This window comes from Lysinibacillus sp. UGB7, assembly GCF_049058285.1.
Taxonomy (GTDB): Bacteria; Bacillota; Bacilli; order Bacillales_A; family Planococcaceae; genus Lysinibacillus; species Lysinibacillus sphaericus_B.
This window is the reverse complement of record NZ_JBMGUV010000004.1, coordinates 93,651-118,799: the sequence shown is the minus strand read 5'-3', so window position 1 is coordinate 118,799 and position 25,149 is coordinate 93,651. Positions and strand designations below refer to the sequence as shown.

21 protein-coding genes are annotated in these 25,149 nt (G+C 37.9%); 13 read left to right on the top strand and 8 right to left on the bottom strand.

The genetic code is table 11. The annotated features are described in order from the left end of the window. Positions 1 to 22: 22 nt before the first annotated feature. Positions 23 to 1,003, top strand: coding sequence for an N-acetylglucosamine kinase (locus tag ACOMCU_RS05875; protein ID WP_421049653.1), 981 nt, complete (start codon positions 23 to 25; stop codon positions 1,001 to 1,003). 360 nt (positions 1,004 to 1,363) lie between these two features. On the opposite strand, the gene ACOMCU_RS05870 is transcribed toward ACOMCU_RS05875, so the two are convergent. Further along, complete coding sequence (locus tag ACOMCU_RS05870) at positions 1,364 to 2,515, bottom strand: MFS transporter (RefSeq protein WP_421049652.1); 1,152 nt, start codon at positions 2,513 to 2,515, stop codon at positions 1,364 to 1,366. A 96-nt stretch (positions 2,516 to 2,611) separates the two neighbouring features. Between ACOMCU_RS05870 and ACOMCU_RS05865 the strand changes: the two genes are divergently transcribed. The 5 genes from ACOMCU_RS05865 to ACOMCU_RS05845 all read left to right on the top strand — a co-directional run bounded on the left by ACOMCU_RS05865 (position 2,612) and on the right by ACOMCU_RS05845 (position 6,979). After that, on the top strand, positions 2,612 to 3,490 hold the full coding sequence (locus ACOMCU_RS05865; RefSeq protein ID WP_036130400.1) for a LysR family transcriptional regulator: 879 nt from the start codon (positions 2,612 to 2,614) through the stop codon (positions 3,488 to 3,490). Between the two features lie 277 nt (positions 3,491 to 3,767). After that, positions 3,768 to 4,529: a tRNA threonylcarbamoyladenosine dehydratase gene (locus ACOMCU_RS05860; RefSeq protein WP_036130398.1), complete on the top strand. Its 762-nt coding sequence runs from the start codon at positions 3,768 to 3,770 to the stop codon at positions 4,527 to 4,529. 210 nt (positions 4,530 to 4,739) lie between these two features. Further along, entirely contained in the window at positions 4,740 to 5,126 is a 387-nt protein-coding gene (locus ACOMCU_RS05855) for a hypothetical protein (protein ID WP_036130395.1), read from the top strand. A gap of 221 nt (positions 5,127 to 5,347) precedes the next feature. After that, a complete protein-coding gene (locus ACOMCU_RS05850) occupies positions 5,348 to 5,866 on the top strand; it encodes a hypothetical protein (protein WP_421049651.1) in 519 nt (172 codons plus the stop codon). A gap of 402 nt (positions 5,867 to 6,268) precedes the next feature. Beyond that, entirely contained in the window at positions 6,269 to 6,979 is a 711-nt protein-coding gene (locus tag ACOMCU_RS05845) for a hypothetical protein (protein ID WP_421049650.1), read from the top strand. Positions 6,980 to 7,310: 331 nt separating this feature from the next. Here ACOMCU_RS05845 and ACOMCU_RS05840 read toward each other — a convergent pair whose 3' ends face one another. Then, a complete protein-coding gene (locus tag ACOMCU_RS05840; protein ID WP_421049649.1) occupies positions 7,311 to 8,600 on the bottom strand; it encodes a replication-associated recombination protein A in 1,290 nt (429 codons plus the stop codon). 134 nt (positions 8,601 to 8,734) lie between these two features. On the opposite strand from ACOMCU_RS05840, the gene cymR reads away from it, so the two are divergent. From cymR to ACOMCU_RS05820, 4 genes are all read left to right on the top strand, one after another. Beyond that, complete coding sequence (gene cymR, locus ACOMCU_RS05835; RefSeq protein ID WP_010859993.1) at positions 8,735 to 9,154, top strand: cysteine metabolism transcriptional regulator CymR; 420 nt, start codon at positions 8,735 to 8,737, stop codon at positions 9,152 to 9,154. Between the two features lie 226 nt (positions 9,155 to 9,380). Next, positions 9,381 to 10,526: a cysteine desulfurase family protein gene (locus ACOMCU_RS05830; RefSeq protein ID WP_421049648.1), complete on the top strand. Its 1,146-nt coding sequence runs from the start codon at positions 9,381 to 9,383 to the stop codon at positions 10,524 to 10,526. Positions 10,527 to 10,637: 111 nt separating this feature from the next. Beyond that, the gene (mnmA, locus tag ACOMCU_RS05825) at positions 10,638 to 11,762 is read left to right on the top strand and encodes a tRNA 2-thiouridine(34) synthase MnmA (protein ID WP_010859991.1); all 1,125 of its coding nucleotides are present in this window, start codon (positions 10,638 to 10,640) and stop codon (positions 11,760 to 11,762) included. A gap of 201 nt (positions 11,763 to 11,963) precedes the next feature. Next, positions 11,964 to 12,623 (top strand): tetratricopeptide repeat protein, encoded by a 660-nt coding sequence (locus ACOMCU_RS05820; protein ID WP_036130382.1) that lies wholly within the window; start codon positions 11,964 to 11,966, stop codon positions 12,621 to 12,623. 590 nt (positions 12,624 to 13,213) lie between these two features. On the opposite strand, the gene ACOMCU_RS05815 is transcribed toward ACOMCU_RS05820, so the two are convergent. The 4 genes from ACOMCU_RS05815 to hisA form a co-directional block, all read right to left on the bottom strand. Further along, positions 13,214 to 13,879 carry a DedA family protein gene (locus ACOMCU_RS05815; RefSeq protein WP_010859990.1) on the bottom strand — a complete coding sequence of 222 codons (666 nt, stop codon included), beginning with the start codon at positions 13,877 to 13,879 and terminating at the stop codon, positions 13,214 to 13,216. 21 nt (positions 13,880 to 13,900) lie between these two features. Continuing rightward, positions 13,901 to 14,635: a GTP pyrophosphokinase gene (locus tag ACOMCU_RS05810; protein ID WP_421049647.1), complete on the bottom strand. Its 735-nt coding sequence runs from the start codon at positions 14,633 to 14,635 to the stop codon at positions 13,901 to 13,903. 242 nt (positions 14,636 to 14,877) lie between these two features. Further along, positions 14,878 to 15,168 carry a hypothetical protein gene (locus ACOMCU_RS05805; protein ID WP_421049646.1) on the bottom strand — a complete coding sequence of 97 codons (291 nt, stop codon included), beginning with the start codon at positions 15,166 to 15,168 and terminating at the stop codon, positions 14,878 to 14,880. Beyond that, positions 15,149 to 15,928: a phosphoribosylformimino-5-aminoimidazole carboxamide ribotide isomerase gene (gene hisA, locus ACOMCU_RS05800; RefSeq protein WP_421049645.1), complete on the bottom strand. Its 780-nt coding sequence runs from the start codon at positions 15,926 to 15,928 to the stop codon at positions 15,149 to 15,151. Before hisA ends, ACOMCU_RS05805 begins: the two co-directional genes overlap by 20 nt. 194 nt (positions 15,929 to 16,122) lie before the next feature. Between hisA and ACOMCU_RS05795 the strand changes: the two genes are divergently transcribed. Together ACOMCU_RS05795 and ACOMCU_RS05790 are read left to right on the top strand one after the other, a co-directional pair. After that, complete coding sequence (locus tag ACOMCU_RS05795; protein WP_421049644.1) at positions 16,123 to 18,564, top strand: ATP-dependent RecD-like DNA helicase; 2,442 nt, start codon at positions 16,123 to 16,125, stop codon at positions 18,562 to 18,564. A 25-nt stretch (positions 18,565 to 18,589) separates the two neighbouring features. Beyond that, on the top strand, positions 18,590 to 20,281 hold the full coding sequence (locus tag ACOMCU_RS05790; RefSeq protein ID WP_421049643.1) for a polysaccharide deacetylase family protein: 1,692 nt from the start codon (positions 18,590 to 18,592) through the stop codon (positions 20,279 to 20,281). A gap of 327 nt (positions 20,282 to 20,608) precedes the next feature. Here the strand turns inward: ACOMCU_RS05790 and ACOMCU_RS05785 are convergent, their stop codons facing one another. After that, entirely contained in the window at positions 20,609 to 20,797 is a 189-nt protein-coding gene (locus tag ACOMCU_RS05785) for a hypothetical protein (RefSeq protein ID WP_010859983.1), read from the bottom strand. A gap of 349 nt (positions 20,798 to 21,146) precedes the next feature. Between ACOMCU_RS05785 and hpaB the strand changes: the two genes are divergently transcribed. Continuing rightward, entirely contained in the window at positions 21,147 to 22,580 is a 1,434-nt protein-coding gene (hpaB, locus tag ACOMCU_RS05780) for a 4-hydroxyphenylacetate 3-monooxygenase, oxygenase component (protein WP_010859982.1), read from the top strand. A 126-nt stretch (positions 22,581 to 22,706) separates the two neighbouring features. On the opposite strand, the gene ACOMCU_RS05775 is transcribed toward hpaB, so the two are convergent. Further along, the gene (locus ACOMCU_RS05775) at positions 22,707 to 24,695 is read right to left on the bottom strand and encodes a methyl-accepting chemotaxis protein (protein ID WP_010859981.1); all 1,989 of its coding nucleotides are present in this window, start codon (positions 24,693 to 24,695) and stop codon (positions 22,707 to 22,709) included. Positions 24,696 to 25,149: the final 454 nt, after the last annotated feature.

The following is a 25,149-nucleotide window of genomic DNA, read 5'->3' as shown; positions in this document are numbered from 1 at the left end:
CCTTTTTTAAGGGGAGAAGAGGATGTATATACTGGCAATTGATGGCGGTGGCACAAAAACATCTGCAGTTATTTGTGATGAACATGGCAGTATTTATGCCAAAGTAGTCACGTCACGAAGCAACCCAACTGCGATGGATGCCCATAGCTTTGAGTCAACGATTCATGATTTATTACAACAATTACAGGCACAAAATCCACAAGTATTTGCTGCGCTACATAGTTGTTTTGCAGGTATGGCAGGGGTGAAAGAGCGACAAGCTGAGCAAAAAGTGAAAGCGATTATGCAGCAGTATGTTGACAAGACGACGGCTATTGTGATTGAAAATGATGCTTGTATTGCCCTGTATGCAGGTACACTCGGACAGGAGGGCATTGTACAAATAGCCGGGACAGGTGCTATCACAATGGGCTACGATAGTCAGCGGAATTATCATCGTGTTGGTGGTTGGGGTTACCTTTTTGATGATGAGGGGAGTGGTTATGACTTAGGCAATCAGGCGCTCAAGGCCGTATTTCAAAGCTATGATCGGCGGGCGAAGCCAACAGCCTTAACCGATGTCATATTGCATCATTTTTCTGTTGAACATGTACCGCAATTAATAGAGTGTATTTATGGTAAGGATCATCCACGAACAGTGATTGCACCGTTAAGTCAATATGTTTTTGATGTGGCAGACAAGGGGGACAATGTTGCAGTTAGCATAATTGAGGGTGCATGTGAAAAATATTACAAGGCGATAAAAGCATGTTACACTCGCATGATATGGGGGCTAAAGGATGTGCCTGTTGTTTTAGCAGGTGGGGTCTTTACCAATGAAGCCTATTTTATGCCAAAATTACAGCAACTCGCAAAAGAGGATGCACTACCTTTGCGATTTATGATACCGGTTTTACAACCAATTGGAGGGGCAGTCATAGGAGCTTTTAAACAGATGAATGTCCAGCTCGATTCCTATTTTGTAGAAGCATTTCAAAAAAATTATAAACAATGGAGAAGTTAAGGTGACTGGTAGTTAAAAAACTAAAAGGTATCAGAAATGCCCAGTATTCCCTATACCTTTTAGTTTTTTCTGTGGTTTTTTGTACAAAACACGTGTTGGTCTGTAGAGTCAGTGTCTCTTACGAGTGCTGCTTACGCTGTTTGTGTATCTCGCCATGTCCAAGTAGCGAGTTTTTTCAAATTCATTGCAACACAAGTAAGCGGAGGCTAGCTGGCTCGTCAGCGGAAAACAGGTGGCTTTTTCCGGACCTGATTAGTATTACTTATAATTTATCGAATTTAGATTTTAGTTTACAAGTTCCGTATTCTATCTTTAGGAGATATAAATTTTAATAAAAAAGTTATGATATGATTTTTAGTACTAGGCTGTTTTTTTACCCAGTTTAAAGGAATAACATGCTATTCCTAAGGCTATGAATACCATTAGGCCTCCTAACCATATCAAGTAAATAATTTCTGTATATTCTATTACCAATCCACCTAATCCAGCTCCTAATGTCATACCAATGTTCATAATGGCGGTATTGAAACTTAAAATAATTTCTGACGATTGTGGTTTTAAAGAAGTCAGATAGAATTGGTTTGCTGGAGTTGTTGTCCAAGCTGCAATTGCCCAAATCATGATAGTGATTAGTGTTCCTATAGTAGAGTGTATAGTAAATGTTAAAACCATTAGCACTATTGTATGAATTACTAAACTGATAGTTATTGTTAGGTACGATCCCCACTTATCAACAGCATACCCTCCAAAACGTGAACCGATAAAGGCAGAAACTCCTAAAATTAAAAGAGTCATACTTATCATTTCTATTGAAAAACCTGCATACAGGCTTAGAATAGGAGAAATGTAAGCGAAAACAAGGGTGTATCCGAGAATCCAAAAAGCTGTAATAAATAACCCAATGAGTAATCGTTTATCTTTTATTAGAATCAATTGTTGTTTTATGGGCATTGGTTTATTCCCATCTAATTTAGGAATAAATTTTTGAAGTAACATGATATTGAGACATGTTACAACTCCGATAATAAGAAAGATATTCCGCCAGTCTATATATGCTGCAGTAAAAGTTCCAATCGGGACTCCAAACGCTAAAGAAACAGTAAATCCTGTAATGACGGTTGCCATTGCACTTCCGCGCTTGCCAGGTTGAGCAAGGTGAGCTGCGTAATTCGTTGCTACGACAATATATAATCCCCCACTCAAAGCTAGCACAACTCGAGAAAACATTAGAATTGTGTAATTATGGCTGATGTATGCCATGATATTTCCTGTTAAGAAGATAACCATGGAATAGAGTAGAACTTTTTTTCGATCAAACTTAGAAGTGACCATTACTAAAATAAGGGCACCTATTGCATAGCATAAGGAATATATAGTGATTAATTGTCCAGCGACTGAAACAGATATATCTAAATCAGAAGAAATTATTTCTAAAATTCCTGATACTACAAATTCCGCTGTCCCTGTTACAAAGGCACCTAAAGTTAATAAATATATGGCAAAATGATTCAAAATTCTCCACTCCTTTTTCTATCGTGTTTTTATTTTATCTAACATGATATCATGAGTAAAATTGATATTTTTCATAAAGGAGATGAGCGTTTACTCATGAGTTTTGCGCGTTTTGAAGTATTTAGTAAAATTGCAGAGCTTGGAAGCTTTACGAAAGCTTCTCAACAATTAAATATGACCCAGTCTGCAGTGAGTCATGCTATGACGAGTTTAGAATCAGAGTGGGGAGTTTTATTAATAAATCGTGATCGAAGAAAGGGGATTACGCTGACTGAGATAGGGCAAAAATCACTTCTTCACATCAGAGAAATTTTAAATAGAATGGAACATATTAATCAGGAGATTGCATTAGTTAGAAATCTAGAAATAGGTACGATTCGTATCGGTACTTTTGCCAGTGCATCATCCTGTTTATTACCGAAAATACTTTCTGAATTTCAGAAAAAGCATTCACAAATAGAGTTTAAATTTTATGAGGGTTCATATGAGGAAATAACAGAATGGCTAAATATTGGTATTATTGACATTGGGTTTGTTGTAGAAATGGATTCAACTTCGACATTTGAAATAATACCTCTTATTAAAGATAAAATGGTTGTAGCATTTCCCCGTAATCATATGTTGAATTACCAAGAAATTATAAATATTCAAGATTTGCAAAAAGAACCTTTTATTATGCCAACAGGGATGTATCAACGGCATATTGAAGCTTTGTTTAAGCAAGAAAATATACACCCAACTATTCGTTTTGAAGTGCATGATTGTAATACAATAGCAAATATGGTACAGGAAGGTCTTGGCATTACAATTGGTCCGGAGTTATTTTTAAAAACGCAGCCAAACGTTCAATTAGGTACCTTAAATTTAACCCATTGGCGTCATGTGGCTTTAGCTTGTCCTTCTGTAAAAGAAGCGTCCCCTGCAGTTAGAGAATTTCTTGCAGTTGCGAAAAAGGTTTTTAAAAGTAAGAACTGACTTATCAAAGCCTTGTACTCTTGGAAGAAAGATTATTACTTCTAAATGCCTGAATGTAAAAGTCCCATTTTCCCACATTTGGGGAATCGGGCGAATTTCAATTCTCGTTTATTTAATATGAAAAAAGCGCTATTTTTATCGAATTTGCCTAACAACTTATTTTCGTAGTAATTTTCACTTGATGAATATCGTGATAAAATGTAATATAGGTTTGATTTTATCTTAGTATATAACTAGGTTTACTAATAAAAAATTTCAATAAATGGAGAGTGTAGGAATGTTACATCAATTTTCACGTAACGAGCTCGCAATTGGCACAGAGGGACTCGAACTTTTAAAAAATACAACAGTGGCCATTTTAGGTGTTGGTGGTGTCGGGTCATTTGCAGCGGAGGCATGTGCACGCAGTGGTATTGGCCGTATCATTTTAGTAGATAAGGATAATGTAGATATTACGAACGTCAATCGTCAACTAGTCGCATATCTTTCAACGGTAGGTAAATCAAAATCAGGTACCATGAAAGAGCGCATAGCTGATATTAATCCAGAGTGTGAAGTGATTGATATGCATATGTTTTATACGGAAGAAACATATGAGGAATTCTTTGCACAGGGCATTGACTATGTCATTGATGCGAGTGATACAGTGATGTATAAAATCCATATTATGAAAGAATGCCTAAAGCGTAATATCCCTATTATATCAAGCATGGGAGCGGCAAATAAAATGGATCCAACACGCTTCAAAATTGCCGATATTTCTAAAACACATACAGATCCATTGGCAAAAGTCATACGCACAAAACTACGGAAAGATGGCATTCATAAAGGCATAACTGTCGTGTTCTCCGATGAAAGTCCGATTGTGGTGCGTCCAGATGTTGTAGAACATGTAGGAAAACCTGATGCAGCCATTCGTAAGGCGAAAATGCCCCCATCTTCCAATGCCTTTGTACCCTCAGTTGCAGGTTTAATTGCCGCAAGTTGGGTAGTGAACACCATTTTAGCAGATGTGAAAATTACACGTGTGCAAGGCTAATTCAGTGTTCTATAGTATACAATATTTCTTTTAGTATTAACTTCTGAAAAATGATGAGTCATTTCGTTTTGATGAGGAGTGCTTTCCAAAAAGTAATTGCTATATACTGGAGTTTTTTTTGAAACAGAAAGTAGTCGTCTCAACTGACTTTAGAGACGGCTACTTTTTCTATGTTACAATAGGACAGTTGAAAAATGAGGAGGCATTATAATGGAGCAAATTTATCAAATGGAATATAGAGGCTTGAATCTATTCGATGAAATTAGCACAGTGGAGTTAGCAATTGATGAGGCTAGACGGACAATACATATTTTTGATGTTGGACAGGTTGTGACACCTATTTTCAATTTTGATGTATCTGCTTATGAATTATCAGATGGTTTTTATAAAATGGCTGATATACTTCGTCATAAACGTATATTAACAGAGCAACAACCTGCCAGTGAACTGACGTTAAGCGAATGGCTAATTTCCAATAATGCGTATTTTTATAGTCCAAAACATAGAATTAAAAAGTATGTCAATGGCTGTATCGTAGAAATAATTGATGGAGAAAAAGAACAATTCCTGTTTGATGTCTACGTGCAAAGAGTTTAATTTTACCAAGATAATAAATCTCACGTTCGCAAAATGCTAAGAATTCACGAAATTGCCTTATTTTTTTCATGAGCTCACTTCTTCTTTTGGTTTATTGCTATAATTTGAATAATTCCAATATATATACACAAGCAGTAAATTTGTTTGGAATGTACAGGACTACTTAGGGGAAGTTGGACTGGCGTTTGATAAAACAAATGAGAACATGGGAGAGTGGGAATATGGAAATACAAGTAATTCGTGATCATTTAGATATTGTAAAACTCCAAGATAAAATGAATAGTATTGTATTTGACTATCTGGACACATCTAACAATTATACAAAGGCAATGCGAGGACTAAAACCTTTATATGCACAAGTAACAACCTTTTATAAAGAGCATGTGGCTGGTCTGGCTGGTGAATTACCGACTGCGAATACGTATTGGCACCTGTTTATAGATTGTAGTGCAAAGCTTTGCTATTTTTTAGCAGTATCTACCTATTATGCAACAAATGAGCTGCAAAAAACACCAGAAAAAGTGGAGCGATTATTGGCTATTGCTGCCTACTCATTACCAAGTATTGAACAGGAAGAAAATGAAGAATTTTTGACAGCTATTTTTGCACTCTATCATGAAGTTGTTGGAGATGATGAAAAGACTACTGCACTGCGCGAAGGAGTTTTAGCGCAAAAAGGTGATGTGAAACAATGTTTACATCAATTCAAAGTCTTTGTTGAGAAGGAAACCACTGAATAATATTGAATTTTTACCATTGTCATTAGTAAAGAGGCAATGGTTTTTTTGATCCCGCCATAACGGTCAGTAAGCTGACGCCAAGTGGAAAGATGACAATAAGTGAACAGGGTGGGCGATCAACTGACCGTAAAAGCCCGAAACAAGCAGTGGGGATGAAGAACTCCCACTGCTTGAAGTTTCACTTTATCTTTTAAATTAGCGTACGGTCTTTTTGTAAGGCAAGGAATTTTGCTAATATGTAAGCTACAGCCAATAGAGGTATTTAAAGTTTTATGTCGAAATATAGATAAAAAAAGCAGAAAGATGCCAATTAACAAGGTTAATATAGGATAAATGCATGGAGTAGAAATGTGAAAAAGTAGTAGAGCTCAACATATCACTTTGTAGGAAGGGGGCGTAGCAATGTTAGTAAACGGCATTGAAATCGATTTGTTTGATTTAGAAAAACCGCTTCTATTAGTCAGCAAAGAGGATGAATTATTGTTTAATCAACTTATAAAACCAACGCTTGAACAGGGGCTCATACAATGTCAATTGGCGCTATCTACTAGAAAATCTATTTCGTTGGTGAGGGATATTTGGCTGGCAATGTACAAAGACCGTGAAAAATTATTTATCAATAGCGGACATGCAATGTTGTATCCGATTCGTTTGATTCTTTTCGAGTTAGTGACGCAAGAGGAGCACTTTAAACGTTTGGCAGCAAAGTCTCGTGAAAATGAATGTCTTTCACTCATTTATGCCGTTATCTTTTTACAATTTGTGATGCAGTGGCTAAAGGAGCGATTTAGCGAGAATCAGGCGGTTTACGATGCTTTAAAGTTCCTATATCGAACGACAGATGATAATGCTGATGACGACCAAACTTCCATAACGAGAGAACAGGCAGTGGCTCAAGCAATTGCAGTGAAATCAATACGCTTAGAGGTACAGAATAATAATCAAGAGTTTGCTAGCTTACTGTTTCAAACGTATAATTTTGTTAACTATTTACATGAAAAAGTTGATGCCAAAGAAATGACAACATTACCTTCTATGCGAAATGTAGCCGAAACATTAAATTTATTTTATAGTAAACGATACACAAACAATAAAGCAGGTTTCACAGGATGATTGCCAAAAGCAGTTATCCTATTTTTCTTATTATCAGAAAAATTAATCCGTTGTTATGTGAATTAATTTCATAAATAGTTTTTCTATAAGAAACACGAACATTTTTGATGGAGCGTAAGGCGGCGACTTCACGAGTGATATTTTTGATTGGATACCTTTTAATGTCTGTGTTGTCAATCTGGTATCAAAGTCAAAGGAGGAAAATGATGGCGCAAATTCAACACGTGCGTTTTGATATGGAACGTGTATCACTTGTGATCGGTACGCTTGCCCACTCAGTATCAAAATTACAAGTTAAATAGTAAAAAAAGTGATGCGACTTCCGGCGGCATCACTTCTTATTATGCTGAAACGTTTTCAATTTTTCGTAGATACCTGCCATTCGTTTCTCTTCGCCTGCAATAACGGGCTTGTAAAATTCTGTGTCAACCAGTGCGTCAGGTAAATACTGCTGATCCACCCAGCCGCCGAAAGTGCCGAGAGGGCTATTGTGAGGATATTTGTAGCCAACATGACCTAAATCTTGTGCACCACTGTAATGAGCGTCACGTAGATGAAGTGGAATATCACCTGTTTTCCCCTCGTTGATGCTGGCAATGGCCGCATCAATTGCTAAGATGGCAGAATTTGATTTCGAAGCAAGGCACATTTCAATGACAGCACTTGCTAGGGGGATACGGGCCTCAGGTAAGCCGAGCCGTTCTGCTGCTTGCACGGCGGCGAGCATATGGGCACCGACATCTGGATTAGCAAGTCCGATATCTTCATAAGCCATAACGAGTAAGCGTCGACTAACAGCTACTAAATCACCACTTTCCAACAAATGTGCTAAATAATATAATGCGGCATTCGTATCACTTCCACGCACTGATTTTTGCAGGGCGGACAGTAAATTATAAAAATGAGAGCCGTTTTTATCACCGTATACACCTATTCGCCCGATGAGGTGTTCGATGATATGGTTTGAGGCAATTGTTTGTCCATTTACTTCATCGCTCGCATAGTAAATCGATTCAAGTAAAGTAAGTGCTTTACGAGCATCACCATTAGCCGCTGTTGCAATTTGTTCAATTTGTTCTTCCGATAGCACAAATTCATATTTACCAAGCCCTTGCTTCTCATCAGTAAGGGCCTTTTTGATGAGCTCAACTAAATTCTCTGTAGTTAGCCGTTTTAACTGGTGGATTTCCCCACAGCGCGAGCGAATAGCTGGATTCACATCATGATATGGATTCTCTGTAGTGGCTCCAATCAACACGATGGAGCCGTTTTCAACGTGTGGTAATAACGTATCCTGCTGTAATTTATTAAAGCGATGAATTTCGTCCAAAAAAAGTAGGACTTTACCGGATATTCTTGCTTCCTGTACAATGTCCTCCACATCTTTTTTCCCTGCGCGAGTCGCATTTAGAGAAAAGTATGACAGCTGTGAGCTACCAGCAATTGCATTGGCAATTGACGTTTTGCCAATACCTGGTTCACCATAAAGTAACATGGACGGGACATGTCCATTTTGAATCATTTTATAAAGAGCGGTATCAGGTCCGACGAAATCTTGTTGACCAACGATTTCATCGAGTGTATGTGGTCGCATGCGATAAGCAAGTGGTTCATTATGCAAAAGTCATCCTCCGTTCGTACGCTTGTTCTAATTTATAGTATATCATATCGTTATAGGACTATTTCCGAGTTCTACGAGCGGATATTATGATATACTGTCTTTAGTATTTTGACTAGACTAATGAGGGTGATAAAATGAAAATTTCAACAAAGGGCCGCTACGGGCTGACAATTATGATTGAATTGGCAAAACATTATGGTGAAGGTCCAATTCCACTACGTAAAATTGCCGCAGAAAAGGAACTTTCTGAAGCATACTTAGAGCAATTAGTATCGCCATTACGTAACTCAGGCTTAGTAAAAAGTGTGCGCGGTGCATACGGTGGTTATATGTTAGCGAATCCACCAAGTGAAATTTCGGCAGCGAGTGTTATTAGTGTCTTAGAAGGTCCAATCCAGCCGGTAGAAGGAATCGAAAATGAAGAAGCACCTCAACGTGAGTTGTGGCTTCGAATCCGTGACGCTGTAAAAAATGTTTTAGATACAACGACAATTGAAGATTTAGCACAATACACAGAAGGAAATGTAGTAGATGGCTATATGTTCTATATTTAAAAAAGTCTAGGCTAAAGCGCCACCCTTCGAGATGTTAATTGTTGCCACATAGCTGTGGACTCATGGTGTCAAGAAATCCCCTGTAGAAGTGTGAATTCGCACTTTACTGTGATTTTTTCGACATGCTGGGAGTTCGGTAATCATCCAAGGTGTGGTGTTTTTATGGCAACTGATCGTCGAGGGTAAAAGGGCACTTTAGCGCTTTTCGTATAAAGGAGTTTTCAACATGAATTCATACATCTATCTTGATCATGCAGCGACATCACCAATGAATGACAAGGTAATTGACGCTATGACTTTAGCGATGCGTGCGGTATATGGGAATGCATCAAGCATTCATGGTGCAGGTAGAGAGTCACGCAAACAATTAGATGATGCACGTGAAGTACTGGCGCAGTCCATCGGTGCAAAGTCAGGTGAAATTATTCTAACAAGTGGCGGCACAGAAGCTGATAATACAGCGATTCTAGGTACAGCTTATGCACGCGCTACTGAAGGTAAGCATATTATTACAACACAAATTGAACATCATGCAGTGTTACATACGTGCGAAAAGCTTGAGCGAGAAGGCTTTGATGTGACATATTTACCAGTAGATACCAAGGGGCGCGTTTCTGTAGAAGCGGTTCAGAGGGCACTACGTGAGGATACGATACTAGTAACGATTATGTACGGTAATAATGAGGTTGGTACCATTCAACCAATTGCTGAAATTGGTGAGTTGTTACGCAACCATCAAGCGACATTCCATACAGATGCTGTACAGGCCTATGGATTAGAGACATTTGATGTAACAGAGTTACAAGTTGATTTGTTAAGTGTATCTGCACATAAGATGAATGGACCTAAAGGAATTGGCTTCCTTTATCACAAGATAGGTACGCCGCTCGCTAGTTATGTACTTGGTGGTTCACAGGAGAAAAAACGTCGTGCGGGTACTGAAAATGTACCTGCTGTTCTTGCTTTTGCTGCAGCCGTCCAAAGTGCAAGTGAGTTGCGTTCAGACAAGCGTGCACTGTACAATCACTTTAAGCAAATTATGCTTGATGTTTTCACACAGGAAAAACTGTCATTCCATCTAAATGGAGATACAAAAGATGTACTACCACATGTATTGAATATAAGCTTTACAGGCATGGAAGTAGAATCATTTTTAGTAAATCTTGATATGGCGGGCATTTGTGCCTCAAGTGGTTCAGCGTGTACAGCGGGCTCAATTGAACCTTCACATGTGTTAGTTGCGATGTTTGGGCAAGGCGCTGAGGAATTACGCAATTCAATTCGTTTTAGCTTTGGTGAAGGTTTAACGGAAGATGATGTACGACAAGCCGCAGAAAAAACAGCAACAATTGTACGAAGACTCGCAAATTAATAAGTGACAACTACACTGTTTTTAAAATGAGCAGATAATTTAACAACTCTGACGAATAACACTTTTGTTGTTCGTTGTGGTGAAATTGATTGAAAGAAAAGGTGACAGCAAATGAAAGAAACACGTAACCCATCACAAATTCGAGTCGTTGTCGGCATGTCGGGTGGGGTAGATTCTTCGGTTGCGGCATACTTGTTAAAGCAGCAAGGTTATGAAGTAATCGGGATTTTTATGAAGAACTGGGATGATACAGACGAAAACGGTGTTTGTACAGCTACAGAAGACTATGATGATGTCATTAAAGTATGTAACCAAATCGGTATTCCCTACTATGCAGTGAATTTTGAAAAGCAATATTGGGATAAGGTTTTCACTTACTTTTTAGAAGAATATAAAGCAGGGCGTACACCAAATCCTGATGTCATGTGTAATAAGGAAATTAAGTTTAAAGCTTTTCTTGAGCACGCGATGAATTTGGGTGCAGATTATTTGGCGACTGGGCACTATGCACGCATCGATCGTAGTGGTGAGGGCGAAGTTCAAATGCTTCGTGGTGTTGATGACAATAAAGATCAAACTTATTTCCTCAACCAATTATCTCAGGAACAGCTAAGTCATGTAATGTTCCCAATTGGTGATATTGAGAAAAAAGAAGTGCGCAAAATTGCAGAAGAAGCTGGTCTTGCTACTGCCAAGAAAAAAGATTCGACAGGCATTTGTTTCATCGGTGAGCGTAATTTCAAAGGATTTTTAAGTCAATATTTACCCGCTCAACCTGGTAAAATGGAAACGATGGATGGCGTTGTAATGGGTCAACATGATGGCTTAATGTATTATACACTAGGTCAACGTCATGGCCTTGGTATTGGTGGAGACGGTGAACCTTGGTTTGTGCTCGGCAAAGACTTAGAACGAAACGTGCTACTTGTTGGACAAGGCTTCCACCATGATGCAGTGTACTCTACTTCACTAACAGCTGTAAAAATGAGCTATACTTCGACAAAAAAATTGCCCGGGAAATTTTCATGCACGGCGAAATTCCGTTATCGACAAACGGATACACCAGTAGAAGTGGAAATTTTAGAGGACGGTCGTACACATATTACATTTGCTGACCCTGTACGTGCTATTACGCCTGGACAAGCTGTTGTATTATATGATGGTGAAGTGTGCTTAGGCGGCGGGACAATAGATGAAGTCTTTAAAAATAATGAAAAATTAACATATGTTGGATAACTTGTGATTAGGCTGCCGTTAACCTGATGTAGTATATATTTCCCAACTATTGATGATATGTGTTTTCATTCAGTGGAAGGGTACAAAATTGAGTTAAGTGATATACTCTCTGGTGAATGCCACGGATATTGAACAGTGCTTGCATAGTTTAATATCCGTAGGTAATGAACGAGCAGTCTTTCGCTACATAGAGGTGAAAAAATGGATTTTAATGAACAGGGCATTCTAGCATTTCAAGAAAAACGTTATGAAGATGCGGCCCAGCTTTTTACACAGGCAATAGAAGCTGAGCCTGAAAATGCAATTGGATATGTGAATTTTGGTAATTTGTTAGCGGTACTAGAGGACACAGAGCGCGCAGAGCGTTTTTTCCAAAAGGCTATTACAGTGGATAATTCGGCTGCAACGGCTTACTACGGCTTAGCTAATTTATATTTTAATGCCGAGCGTTTTGCCGAAGCGTTGAAACTTTATGAGCAAGCGGTGACACATAAAATCGAGGGTGCCGACGTGTATTACATGATGGGTAAATGCTTTGAACGTATGGAAAATCCCAAGCTAGCCTTACCATATTTACAACGTGCAGCGGAGCTTTCGCCAGAGGATACACAAATTCGTTTAGCTTACGCAATTGTACTTTGTGCATTAGAAATGTTCGACGAAGGTAAAAAAGAATTGGACTTCTTAATCGAACAGGATTGGAATAATGCAGATGCGCATTACAATTTAGGTGTACTTTACGCGGTATCGACAGAGCAAACAGAAGATGCCATGTATCACTTAAAACAAGCCTTTACGTTACAGCCTGAATACGAACAGGCACGTTATATTTACGACATGATAGCACAAAGATTTAATTAATGAAAAAGCTCGTCAGACTGTAGTCAACTCAAAAAATTGAGTTGTTTACAGTTTGTTTTCTTTTAAAAATAGAAATATTTATATGAACCCGTTGATTTCCGCTACGGCGGACGCTTTTCGTGGGCATGGCTTCAGTCTCCTCGTCGCTACGCTCCTGCGGGGCCTTCAGCTCATGCGATTCTCGCAGAAGTCGCCGCCTACGCTCCAATCAACGAGTGTAACTATAAATGATTGAGCTGATGGATAGGATGACGAAAAATAGTAATAATGAACGACATCCATTAGAAATGCTGACATCAGAAAATCATTAAACGTGTTTTGTGAAAGAAAAGCATGGTATGCGTCGGGAAATTTTACTATGGATTATTAAATTTTCCATGCAGGCGATGCTTACTTTTTTTGCCATGAGTTTGAAGAAGCTATCTAATTGAACATGGTAAATTATATCAAATATCAGAAAACAGTTGCTCGTAGCGTACTCCTGTCGTTCATAGGGATTATTTGTAACTACTATTTCTGATGAAATTTCAAAAGGTATTCGGAATGTGATCAGTTCGAATACCTTTTGTCGTGAGTCTGGCTCGTCTCTACTACTGTAGATGACGAGTTTTTTTTGTGTACTTTCTTATATATTCAAAAATAAAAGCGCCAATTGCAGGGATAAAAGCTGTTAATGAAATAAACATTAAAGATAAAAATAAGTTATCTGCAATCCATGGGATATTGCCGAGTGCAAAGCCTGAAAACAGCCAAACGATTGTCCAAATAAGTGCACCTAGACAATTGTGAATAAAGAAATTTTGAAAACTGTAGGAAGTAAAACCACTTACAAACGGTACGGTGGTGCGCATTAATGGCACAAAGCGGGAAAAAGTAATGGCAATTTTCCCATAGCGTTCTAAAAAATTTGTAGCCTTCAAAATTGTCTTATCTGGAATAAAGCGAAGTGGAGAAAAACGCCATGATTTTGCTTTTGTATTATTTAAAAATTTACCGATTGTATAGTTTTGTGCATCACCTACAACGGTAGCGATGAAAAATAATAGAAACAACAACCAAATATTTAAATGACCAATCGCAGCAATTGTACCACTGGCAAAGACTGTAGAATCACCAGGGAGAAAGGTTAATAAGATAAATGCTGTTTTGGCATAAATGATGAAAAATAACACGATATACATAACGATACCGTATTCCACAATGTAGCGATATAATTCCGTATCAATTGTCTTTAAAAAGGTCAGGGTTTTTTGCATAATAGGAAATTCCTTTCTGCATTATTCAACGACTTCCTGGTCAGATATTAAAAGAGACAAATATTTTGCTAAATGAGCAACAGGTGTCTCGTCTATAAACGATGATTCTGTTTCATTGGCTTTTAATATATTTATTTCCTTATTAAGACGTTCCATTTTGCGATCAAGTTCAGCTGCTTGAAGTGCTGCATCTTTTAGTTCTGTCCGAATATGCATAGGGACCTCTTTATTATATTTATAATAGATTTTATGCTCTAAGCTGGCCCAAAAATCCATCGCAATTGTGCGGATTTGAATTTCAGTGAATACTTTTTCCACACGGTCCGACATGAATATAGGAATTGTAATGATGAGATGTAAGCTTTGATTGCCGTTTTCTTTTGGTTCGGCAATATAATCCTTTACATCAACGACTTCAATATCACTTTGCGCCTGAAGCATAGCACTCACTTTATAAATGTCCTCCACAAATGAGCAAGTAATACGTACGCCAGCAATGTCACGAATATTTTCACGAATAGCGTTAATTGAAGGCTCTAATTCCTTTTTCTTCACTTTTAACAAAATACTTTTTGGTGATTTTATTCGAGTTGACACATGTTCGATCGGATTATAGTCGTGAATGAGCTTAAATTCTTCTTTTAATATGTTTATTTTCGTCTCAATTTCATTCAGTGCAAATTTATATCCTAAAAAGAAACGCGTTAGCTCTGTTTGGAAGGTTTTTAAGGTAGTTGTTTCGAATTCGTTTTTCATATATTGTGAAATCCTTTCTAAGATAAAATAAACGATTGGTAGTGGGAGTCCCACACGTAGTAAATTAATGTATCGAGTTACGAGGTTGCTTATGGTGGTTTTATTTAGCTGTACATTTCATCAGTTTTCGCTAGTCCTTTAAACTTCCCACTTTTAAGCTTAACAAAATTTACATGAAATTAGAAATAAGTGCTCCAAACATAAAAACCTATCTTCAACAGGGAAGATAGGTTTTTCTCGCATTATACGATAATTTCAGCATTTAAGTTGTATCGTTTATTAAACTCCTCGACAAATAACTGTAAATCGATATAGGTGCCGATATAAGGTTCAGTTTCTTGATCACGCAAGAAACCACATGTCGCTTTTAATGATTTCGAAAATTCTAACAGCATTTGCTCGTTATCAAGTTGTACGTGTAAGGATAAAGAATCATCAAAAGTATTCACTTTAAAATACTTGCCATCAATGATGCGCTCTAAATTGGTTTCTTTGAATGGAAAAACATAATCTTTATATATTAGTTTCATCATAGCCCGCCTTTTCACAATAATTTACAACATCTGAATAAAGTAAGTCTCCTCCAAAAATAGATAGGGCACTACCGATTGTCACATGCAGCTTACCGTTCGCGATTTTCTCGAAGGTTGCCAAATCGTCTAGAGAACGAACACCCCCTGCATAGGTTGTTGGAATCGAAGTCCAAGCCGCTAAATCACGTACTAAGCTTTCTTGCATTCCACCTTTTTTTCCTTCTACATCAACAGCGTGAATTAGAAGTTCATCGCAAAAGCCTTCAATATATGCAATGGAAGCAGCATTCACTTCAAAATCGCTAAACTTCGTCCATTTATCAGTGACAACAAACCATTTGCCATCACGCATACGGCAGCTTAAATCGATAACAAGATGTTCTTTTCCCACAGCGTTTACTAATTGTTCTAGGCGGCCAATATCGAGCTTGCCATCATGGAAAATGAATGAAGTCACAATCACATGTGAAGCACCTGCATCAATATATTGTTGTGCATTTTTACTGTTTATGCCACCACCAACCTGTAAACCACCGGGATAAGCACTTAACGCTGCAAACGCGGCTTCTTCGTTCCCGCTACCAAGCATAATGACATGACCACCCGTTAACTGGTCTTTCGCAAACATATTGGCATAGTAATGAGAATCATGCGTAGAAATGAAATTTTCAACAACTGCTTGATCTTCATGTCCAAGTGTACTGCCAACTATTTGCTTTACTTTGCCATCGTGTAAATCAATGCAAGGTCTAAATTCCAATAGTTCCACAATCCTTCCCGTACAACACTTTCATTCTTTATATCATAGCATGGAAATTGTTAAAATAGCCGTGAATTGTCATTTGTCAAAATAATGATAAAAGATTTTACGGATTTCTATCTTAAAACGATTTTTCTAGGCATGCTGTGGTAAAATAAAAAGATTGAAATGAACGAGAAAGGGACGAACGAAAAATGGCAGAAAACCTAGATTTATTTGAGCTGAATAAATTTTTTATTCTCGGACGTCCTATCGTCTCAATTTTTCATAATGCGCAAAATATGTATTCCATCGTCCGTGTGAAAATTCAAGAAACGAATTTACAATATGACGATAAGGAAATTATAGTTGTCGGTTATTTTCCGCCACTGCAAATGGATGAACAGTACCGATTTACTGGAATATTGAGACAACATCCAAAATATGGTGTACAATTTCAAATTGAGACGTTTGCAAAAGAAGTGCCAGCCACTGAACAGGGGATTGTCCATTACTTATCAAGTGACCTATTTGTTGGTATTGGTAGAAAAACAGCAGAAACAATTGTTGAAAAGCTTGGTGCCAATGCGTTGCGTCTTATTCTAGAGGATCCAAGTGCACTCGATGTCGTACCTCGTTTATCCGCTGAAAAAAAAGAGATTATTCATCGTACAATTGAACAAAATCTTGGTTTAGAACGTGTCATGATTCAGCTCAATGACTGGGGCTTTGGACCACAGCTCGGAATGAAAATTTACCAAACATATCGTACCGAAGCAATTGAATTATTAACAGAGAATCCTTATCGCCTTATTGAAGATATCGAGGGTGTTGGCTTTTTACGTGCGGACGAGCTTGGTGAAAAATTAGGTATTAAGGGCAATCACCCTGACCGTATCAAGGCTGCGATTTTACACATCTTAAATACAGCAGCACTATCAGATGGACATGTGTATTTAGATGCTGAGCATGTATTACCACAAGTAAAAGACATGCTGGAACAAAGTCAACGTGAGGAAATTCCTTTTGAGGCAATTTCAAGGGCTTGTATTGAAATGCGAGAGGAAAGTAAGATTTATGGCGAAGAAACGAGGCTTTATTTGCCATCCTTATATTTTTCAGAGGTCGGTATTGCCTCCAAAATTTTAGCGTTAACCGAACGTAACAGTAAGGCTGAACATTTTAGTAAGGATGAGATTCGTAAGGCAATCGGTGAAACGGAAGAGTTACTAAACGTCACATATGCCGAAACACAAGCCTTCGCGATTGAGCAAGCCCTCAATTCAGCAGTGATGATTTTAACAGGTGGACCAGGAACAGGGAAAACAACCGTTGTAAGAGGTGTCGTGGAGGTCTATGCAAAACTACATGGGCTATCACTTAATCCAAAAGAGTACGCGCAAAAAGAACAGCCCTTTCCTATTATTTTATGTGCACCTACTGGCCGTGCAGCGAAGCGTTTATCAGAGTCGACTGAGCTACCTGCAATGACGATTCATCGTTTATTAGGTTTTACAGGGCAAGAAAAAGAAGAGGAAACTGAGCGTGAAGTGACAGGTAAGCTTATTATTGTTGATGAAATGTCAATGGTTGATACATGGCTTGCTCATCAATTGTTGAAATCATTACATGAGGACGTACAGGTAGTATTTGTAGGTGATCAGGATCAGTTGCCACCAGTAGGGCCTGGACAAGTTTTAAAGGATTTACTTGCCTCTCAGCAAATTCCTACCGTAGAATTAACAGACGTTTATCGTCAAGCAGAAGGCTCGACAATTATTGAACTAGCCCACCAAATAAAACGCGGCACGATAGCACATGATTTAACAGTTAAAACATCAGATCGTTCATTTATTAAAGCCTCATCAGAGCAAGTGGCAAATGTCGTCACACAGGTTGTCAAAAGTGCTGTGGCAAAAGGGCAAGAAATTCGAAATATTCAAGTACTAGCGCCAATGTATAAAGGACCAGCGGGAATTGATAATTTAAATAAAATGATTCAAGAGCTTATTAATCCAAATGATACAGGCTCAAGAAAAGAACTTGTCTTTGGTGATGTAACCTATCGGATAAAGGATAAAGTGCTTCAGCTCGTCAATCAACCGGAAAGTAATGTCTTTAACGGCGATATGGGTGAAGTGATTAGTATCATTAAAGCAAAGGAAACGATCGACAAGCAAGACTTACTCGTTGTGTCTTTCGATGGTATTGAAGTGACCTATCAACGTAGTGATCTTAACCAATTGACACTTGCTTATTGTTGCTCTATTCACAAATCGCAGGGCTCGGAGTTTCAAACAGTTATTATGCCGGTAGTGCGTGGCTATTCGAAAATGCTACGTCGTAATTTGTTATATACGGGCATTACACGGGCGAAAAATTTTCTCATTTTATGTGGGGAACCTGATGTGTTAGCGCATGGTTTACAGCGTACAGATGATTTACAACGTTTTACCTCGTTGCGTGCCCGACTTAATCCGATGGAAGCAACTGAGGAAATGATTGAAGTAGTAGAAGCATCTCCAACTGATGCAACTGTGCAGGAAGAGAAGCAATCTGGTCCTCCACAGCTCACGGTAGACACAATGCCACATATTCATCCAATGATTGGAATGGATGGTGTTACACCGTATAATTTTATGGATGAAAGTAATTAAATAAAAGATTTATGAGGTGAAGAAAGTGAAACGCATCGTTTTATTGCTCCTATTTATGCTGCTTTTGCCGTTAGCGCAAGAAGTACATGCAAATAATACGGTCATTCAGGTAAATGAGGAAGCAACAGTTTTTGATAATCGTTCAGGCTCACTTGTACAAGTAGGAACATTATCAGCTGGACAAACCTTTGTTGTAACAAAAGATTACGGAGCCAATTGGTGGCAAATTAGATGGGGCGGTAATTATGGGTATGTTGATAAACGTATTACAACAGTTGTGCCAACTACAACCTATAAAAATACCGTACCATCAGTTGTACAGATAAAAGATTATATAGTGGCTACGAGCGTCACGCCGATTTATGATAATACTGGTAACAAGCTGGTACAGTTTGCAACACTGTCAGAAGGTGTTCGTTTCCCTATTTATAGTAAGATGGGCAGTTGGTATGGTATTGCTGTGAACGGCCGACTTGGATATGTACATAGTAAGTTTGTTGAAGAAGAAAAAGGTGAAGACACAACAAATCCATCGACTAAACCGACTGAGAAACCTACACCAACACTGCCAAGTAAAGAAAATGGCTATATTGAAGCGTTAGAAAACACCATACTCTATGATTTGCGTCGAGAAAATCATGTGATGGCAATAGCTACTTTATTAAAGGGACAACAGCTAGAGGTGACAAATGCGGAAGATGCGACCTATGTACAAGTGCGTTGGGGCAAAACCTTCGTCTATGCTGAAAGATCGAAAGTGAAATTTGTTCATACACCTGCCTATAAAAATATAGGGAAAGATAATGCGGTGCAAAACCAATATTTCATTCCTATTTCTGCTAATAGTGATATTTATGATCGTTCTTCAGGTAAATTACAACCATTTGCGAAACTAGATTTAAATCGCCGATATCCGATTTTGCGAAAAGAAGCGAATTGGTATGTGACTACGCTTGGAGGACGTGAAGGCTATATTCACAGTTCAAAGGTAGCATTAGACCGAGGAGTACCTGTGATGATGTATCACCATTTTTTAAAAGAACATGAGCTTGGTCGCTTTAAAAATGTTAGTACAACGATGACAGACGTTCAGTTTGCCAATGAAATGCAGTATTTAAAAAGTAAAAATTATGAAACAGTAAGTATAGATGAATTATTACGTTTTATGCGAAATGAAATTACATTGCCTGCGTATTCGATCGTATTAACATTTGATGATGGCTTATTATCAACACGTGAATATGCGTATCCTGTGCTAAAAAAACATGGTTTTCAAGCGACGCAATTTTTAATTACGTATCGTAATGAACATTCGCCAGCGGAGCAAATGTTTGATTATACAGACTTACAGGCAATCTCAAGACAAGATATGGCTAATATGCAAGATGTTTTTACGTATGAGTCACATACGTATAACTTACATGATATTGTGGGGAATAAAGGAAAAATGTTGCTCATTCCATATCATGAAGTGGTACAGGATTTAAAACGTAGCTTAACGATCATTCCTGGTGCCAAGGCATTTGCCTATCCTTTTGGTCAATACAATTCCAATACGATTTACGCTGTAAAAGAAGCTGGATTTTCAATGGCGTTTTCAACAATGCCTGGCTATAATAATCCATATGATGATGCCTATCAAATTAAACGTTTGTATAGCGATCAAAAAACATCATTTGCGGAATTCCAAAAAATGGTTTCCCCGTACGCCAAATAGCAAATTGCCCAATCTGATTTAAATTCAGTTTGAAGAAAAAAGGTTTTGAGAGTGCTCAGCATTCTCGAAACCTTTTGATTTTTTACAAAAAGTGTGGTGATTTATACGGTCAGTGCCTCTATTTATCTGTTTGCCTTTTCGGATTTCTCTGGTGGGTCTGCAATTCCTTGATACCTTTATAGAGAGGGGGAAAGGAAGTGGCTTTTTACGGACCTGTTTTCTGTTACTTTTTAATATGTCTATATCACACAAATAAACCCGCATCCTCGTGATAAGATGCGGGTTTGGTGCAGTAGTAGATGTTAGCCATGTTCAGAATACAAGAAATTAGTGAAAGCCAATTAAGTGATGTTTGACAACTTCATATGCTTGGCAAACATTTTTGAATTGATCTTTTTCTTCAGCAATGAAGTTGGAAGCGATAGAGAATAACAAGTTCTCTTCGTTGTGATCCTCCATTTTGTTCATTAAAGCAGCTTCCATTTTAGCTACGTAGGAAATGATTTGAGAATTCATGTATATTTTCTCCTTTTTTGGGTGAATAGTGTATTTATTTTGTTTACGATGTTAGCATACACCCTCCTGTACTAAAAATCTAGCGAGCTTGTACTAATAGAAAAAGATTTTTAGATGAATGTGACGCAAAAATGAACTTGTTTTAAAAGTGCTTACTGGAAACGTTTTCTTCTAATGTGACTGATAAATAATGGCAATTATCAAATTTTTATCTGTATTTAAAAAGTAGTACAGTTAATTGTTTTTGATGAATTGATGTAATACAGTTTGAGTTATCTTGGAACAGATCGTGGCGGAAAAACATATATTAATAAGTATAAAAACATAGGTAACAATTAGGGGTGAATGTATGCCAGCAATTACAGGACAGCAATATATTAATCGTATAGATGCATTGCAAACGTATATTTCGTTAGATGGAGAAATTATTAAGGGCAAGATTTCGGAGCATCCAGCATTCAAAGGTGTGATACAGAGTCAGGCGAAGCTCTTTGATTTGCAATATGATGAGGTGTTTCATGATAAGATGACTTATGTGTCACCAACGAGTAAGCAGCGGGTGGGTATGTCTTTCCTTCAAGCTGTGACCACTGAAGATTTGGTGAAAAGACGTCATGCAGCTCGGGAGTGGGCTTTAAGTAGTCATGGATTTATGGGAAGAAGTCCTGATTATATGAATACAACGCTAATGGCTCTAGCATCGGCTGCGGAGTATCTAAAAGATAAACCTAATTGTTTTCCTGATCATCTGCTTAACTTTTATGAATATGCCCGCGAGCATGATCTGACAATGACTCATACATTTATTGAGCCACAAGTAAATAGAAAAAGATTTTATTATGAAGATGAAGAATTAACGATTGCAGCTAAAATTGTGGAGAAAACGGCTAAAGGTTTAGTTATTAAAGGGGCAAGATTGCTTGCGACACAAGGAGGAATTACAGATGAGCTCCTTGTATTATCGACAAATGGCTATGACGAAGGAAAAGGTTTTGGTTTCTCGATTCCAAGTAATACGAAAGGGTTGAAATTTTTATGTAGACAGTCATTTGTAGGTGGTGAATCAACTTTTGATAATCCACTAAGTGCTCGCTTTGAAGAAATGGATGCTATTGTCGTCTTTGATAATGTAACAGTACCATGGGAACGCGTGTTTTATTTTGAAAATGTGGAAGTCGCTAATAACTTTATGAATGTTAGTGGTTTCCAAGCCTTCACTTTACATCAAGTGTTGTCACGCCAGATTGCAAAGACTGAATTTGTATTAGGTGTTGTGCAGTCCATTGTGGATACGATAAATATTGGTGACTATCAGCATGTTCAGCAAAAGGTTGTAGAAGTCATTGTTACACTAGAAACGCTGAAGGCCCTGCTGTTAAAATCTGAAATAGATGCAAAGCGAGATGCGTTTGGCTTTATTAGACCCGATCACCCAACATTGCAAGTCGCTATTCAAATTTTCCCTAAAGTATATCCTACCTTTACGGAAATAATCCAGTTGCTCGGGGCAAGTGGATTAATGTCCATTCCAAGTGAAAAAGCATTTGCAGCAGATGATGGTGACTTAGAACATTATTTACAATCGTCCCGTGATGGTGGGGAGGAACGTGTGAAAAAATTCCGTCTTGCCTGGGATTTAACAATGAGTAGTTTCGGCACAAGGCAAACACTATATGAACGCTATTTTTTCGGAGATCCTGTACGCTTATCGAGCATGCTTTACCAATCTTATAATAGGGAATATTTAGTGAAGCGAGTGGAAGATTTTTTAAGTGAAAATTAAATAATTGTAGCCCGTAAAACACGATTGATTTTGCAGGTTATCATTTGACTAAGTGAGGAAAAGATTTGATTATATTAAGTGCAAAAGAGCAAGAGAAGTCGGTAGTGATTTCTCTTGCTCTTTTACTTATAGCGTAAATGTACGTACTTCTTCTTGCAATTCCTCTGCGTATTTTTCTAGTGCTTCAGCAGTCGCAGCGATTTCTTGCATAGCAGATGCTTGTTTAACAGTCGCCTGTGCCATTGCCTCTACCTCATCTTTTGAAGAAAGTGAAATGTCTTCTATCACTTTCATATCGCCTACTACTTGATGACTATTTGTAGATATCGTTTTTGATTTATCTAATACGTCATGGAGCTGATCATTAATTTCTTCAATGAATGTTTTCATTTCATGGAAGTTCTCTTCAGTTTGTGTAAACATTTGTAATCCTTTAGTAACTTCGCTATGGCTTGTATCCATTGATGTTGCTAGTTTTGAAGCCTCACGTTGAATAGCGGTAATTATTTGACGAACTTGTGAGGAGGATTGGTTCGTTTGTTCGGCTAACTTTCGAACTTCATCTGCTACAACTGCAAAGCCCTTACCATGCTCACCTGCACGTGCTGCTTCAATGGCAGCATTTAGTGCCAACAAATTCGTTTGCTCAGATATGGATGTAATAACTGCCAAAATTTCGTCAATTTCTTTGACATACGTATTCACGGTTGTAATGTCGGTTGAAAGCTCGTTAATTTTGCCCTCGATTGTTCTCATTTGTTTTTGAGTAGATGCAACGACATTTTGACCTATATCAGCAGTTGCTTCAGCTTTTTCAGCTTTTTGCGTTAAGATATTTGTATTTTCGTAAATTTGATGAATGTCATTTGAAACTTGCTCTAGTGTATCAAAGCTTGCTACTAATTTGGCATTTTGCTTGTCGATACCTTCAGAAACGGCGATGGCAGCTTGTGACACCCGTTCTGTAGCACGTGAGTTTTCGTCTGTAACCGCACTTAATTCCTCTGAGGAAGCAAGTAGTGAAGTTGATTTTTCGTGAATATGTGATAATACATCGCGCAGTGAATCGCTCATTTTTTGGAAGGCTTTTCCGAGAACGCCGATTTCATCTTTTTTCTTGCTGATGACTTTAGCACGTAAATCACCTGCACTCATCGTTTTAGCTGCATTGATCATAGAGCCTAGTGAGCGTGTAATTGTACGGATTATGACATATAAAATGACACCGAATACGGCTATAGAAAGACATACAACGATGAGTGTAGAAATAAATATAGGTTTTGTCGCATTAGATATTTCACTTTCTGACATCGCCCCACCTACATGCCATCCGGTTAATGCATTTTGTTGAACAAGCATTTGCTTTTCTTCATTATCTAATCGGTAGTTAATAAAGTTGTCTGTGCCCTCTAACATCGCTGATGCCCAAGATTCATCTGAAATATCTGTACCAACCTCAATTGTTGGGTGTGAAATAATTGCTTGATTACGACTTATTAAAAAAGCATAACCTTCATTTCCAATATGTATGGTACCAATTAAATTTGCTAGCTCTTCCATTTTAAGATTGACGGCAAATACACCATCGGCATTTTTAAATTTTTTGGAAATCGTCACAACCCAGTCTCCTGTTGAAGCAGATTCGTGCGGATCAGATATAACAACTTCTCCTTGTGCTTCAATGGCGTTCGTGTACCAATCCCGTGTACGTGGATCGAAATCTTTTTTTCCAGATAATCCGAGATTAGGAACTTGAATCATCTCTCCATTTCCAGTACCAATAAATGAGGAAACAAGCCCTTTACTCGTATCGAAATATTGCTGCATGCTTTGTAGGAGGATAGCGCGTTCTTCTTGAGAGATAGTGCCCTCTGTTAGTGAGTTGCCAAAGTAAGTCACATCTTCTACAATCGGTTGGATATGTTTGTTGATAAATTCATCGACAACCGCAACATTTTGTGAGGCACTTGTATGCATCGTATCGTTTATTTCATTTCTTGCGACTGAATACGACGTTATAGCAATGAGTAGGCTCGGAATGATAAGTGCAAAGAAAAAAGTTAAGCCTAATTTTTTTCCAATCGTCATTGTTGTCATATGTTTCTGCTTGTGCATAATAATCCTCTCCTTGTTATAGTGTATCTTTATAGCACGATACTATTTTAAGTATAACTTATTTTTTCATTGATAAAAAATGTATATTTTGGGAACGTTTAGATTGGCGATGGGCATAAAATTATAGGGTCTATAAAGAAGATTTCAAATTCAAGAAATGAACGCTTCACTGTTGGGATAGACTATAATTGTGCTTTGACAAAATTGTACTCCCTGAATGGATTCCGTAGGATATGAAAAGAAAAAGGAACTTTTGGAGTTATCGAACTAAATATAAAAGAGTGGCTTGAAAAGATGGCAAGTGAAAGCTAAATTAACAGTGCATAGAAGATTTCAAAGGGGAGCGTATCGTTCTAAAAATGGATGTTGATTACAGTATTTTTGCTATTCAATATATTTAGTATTGTGTATAGAAAATCTTCACAGCAATTCCTTTGAGCGGTATTTAGTTTAT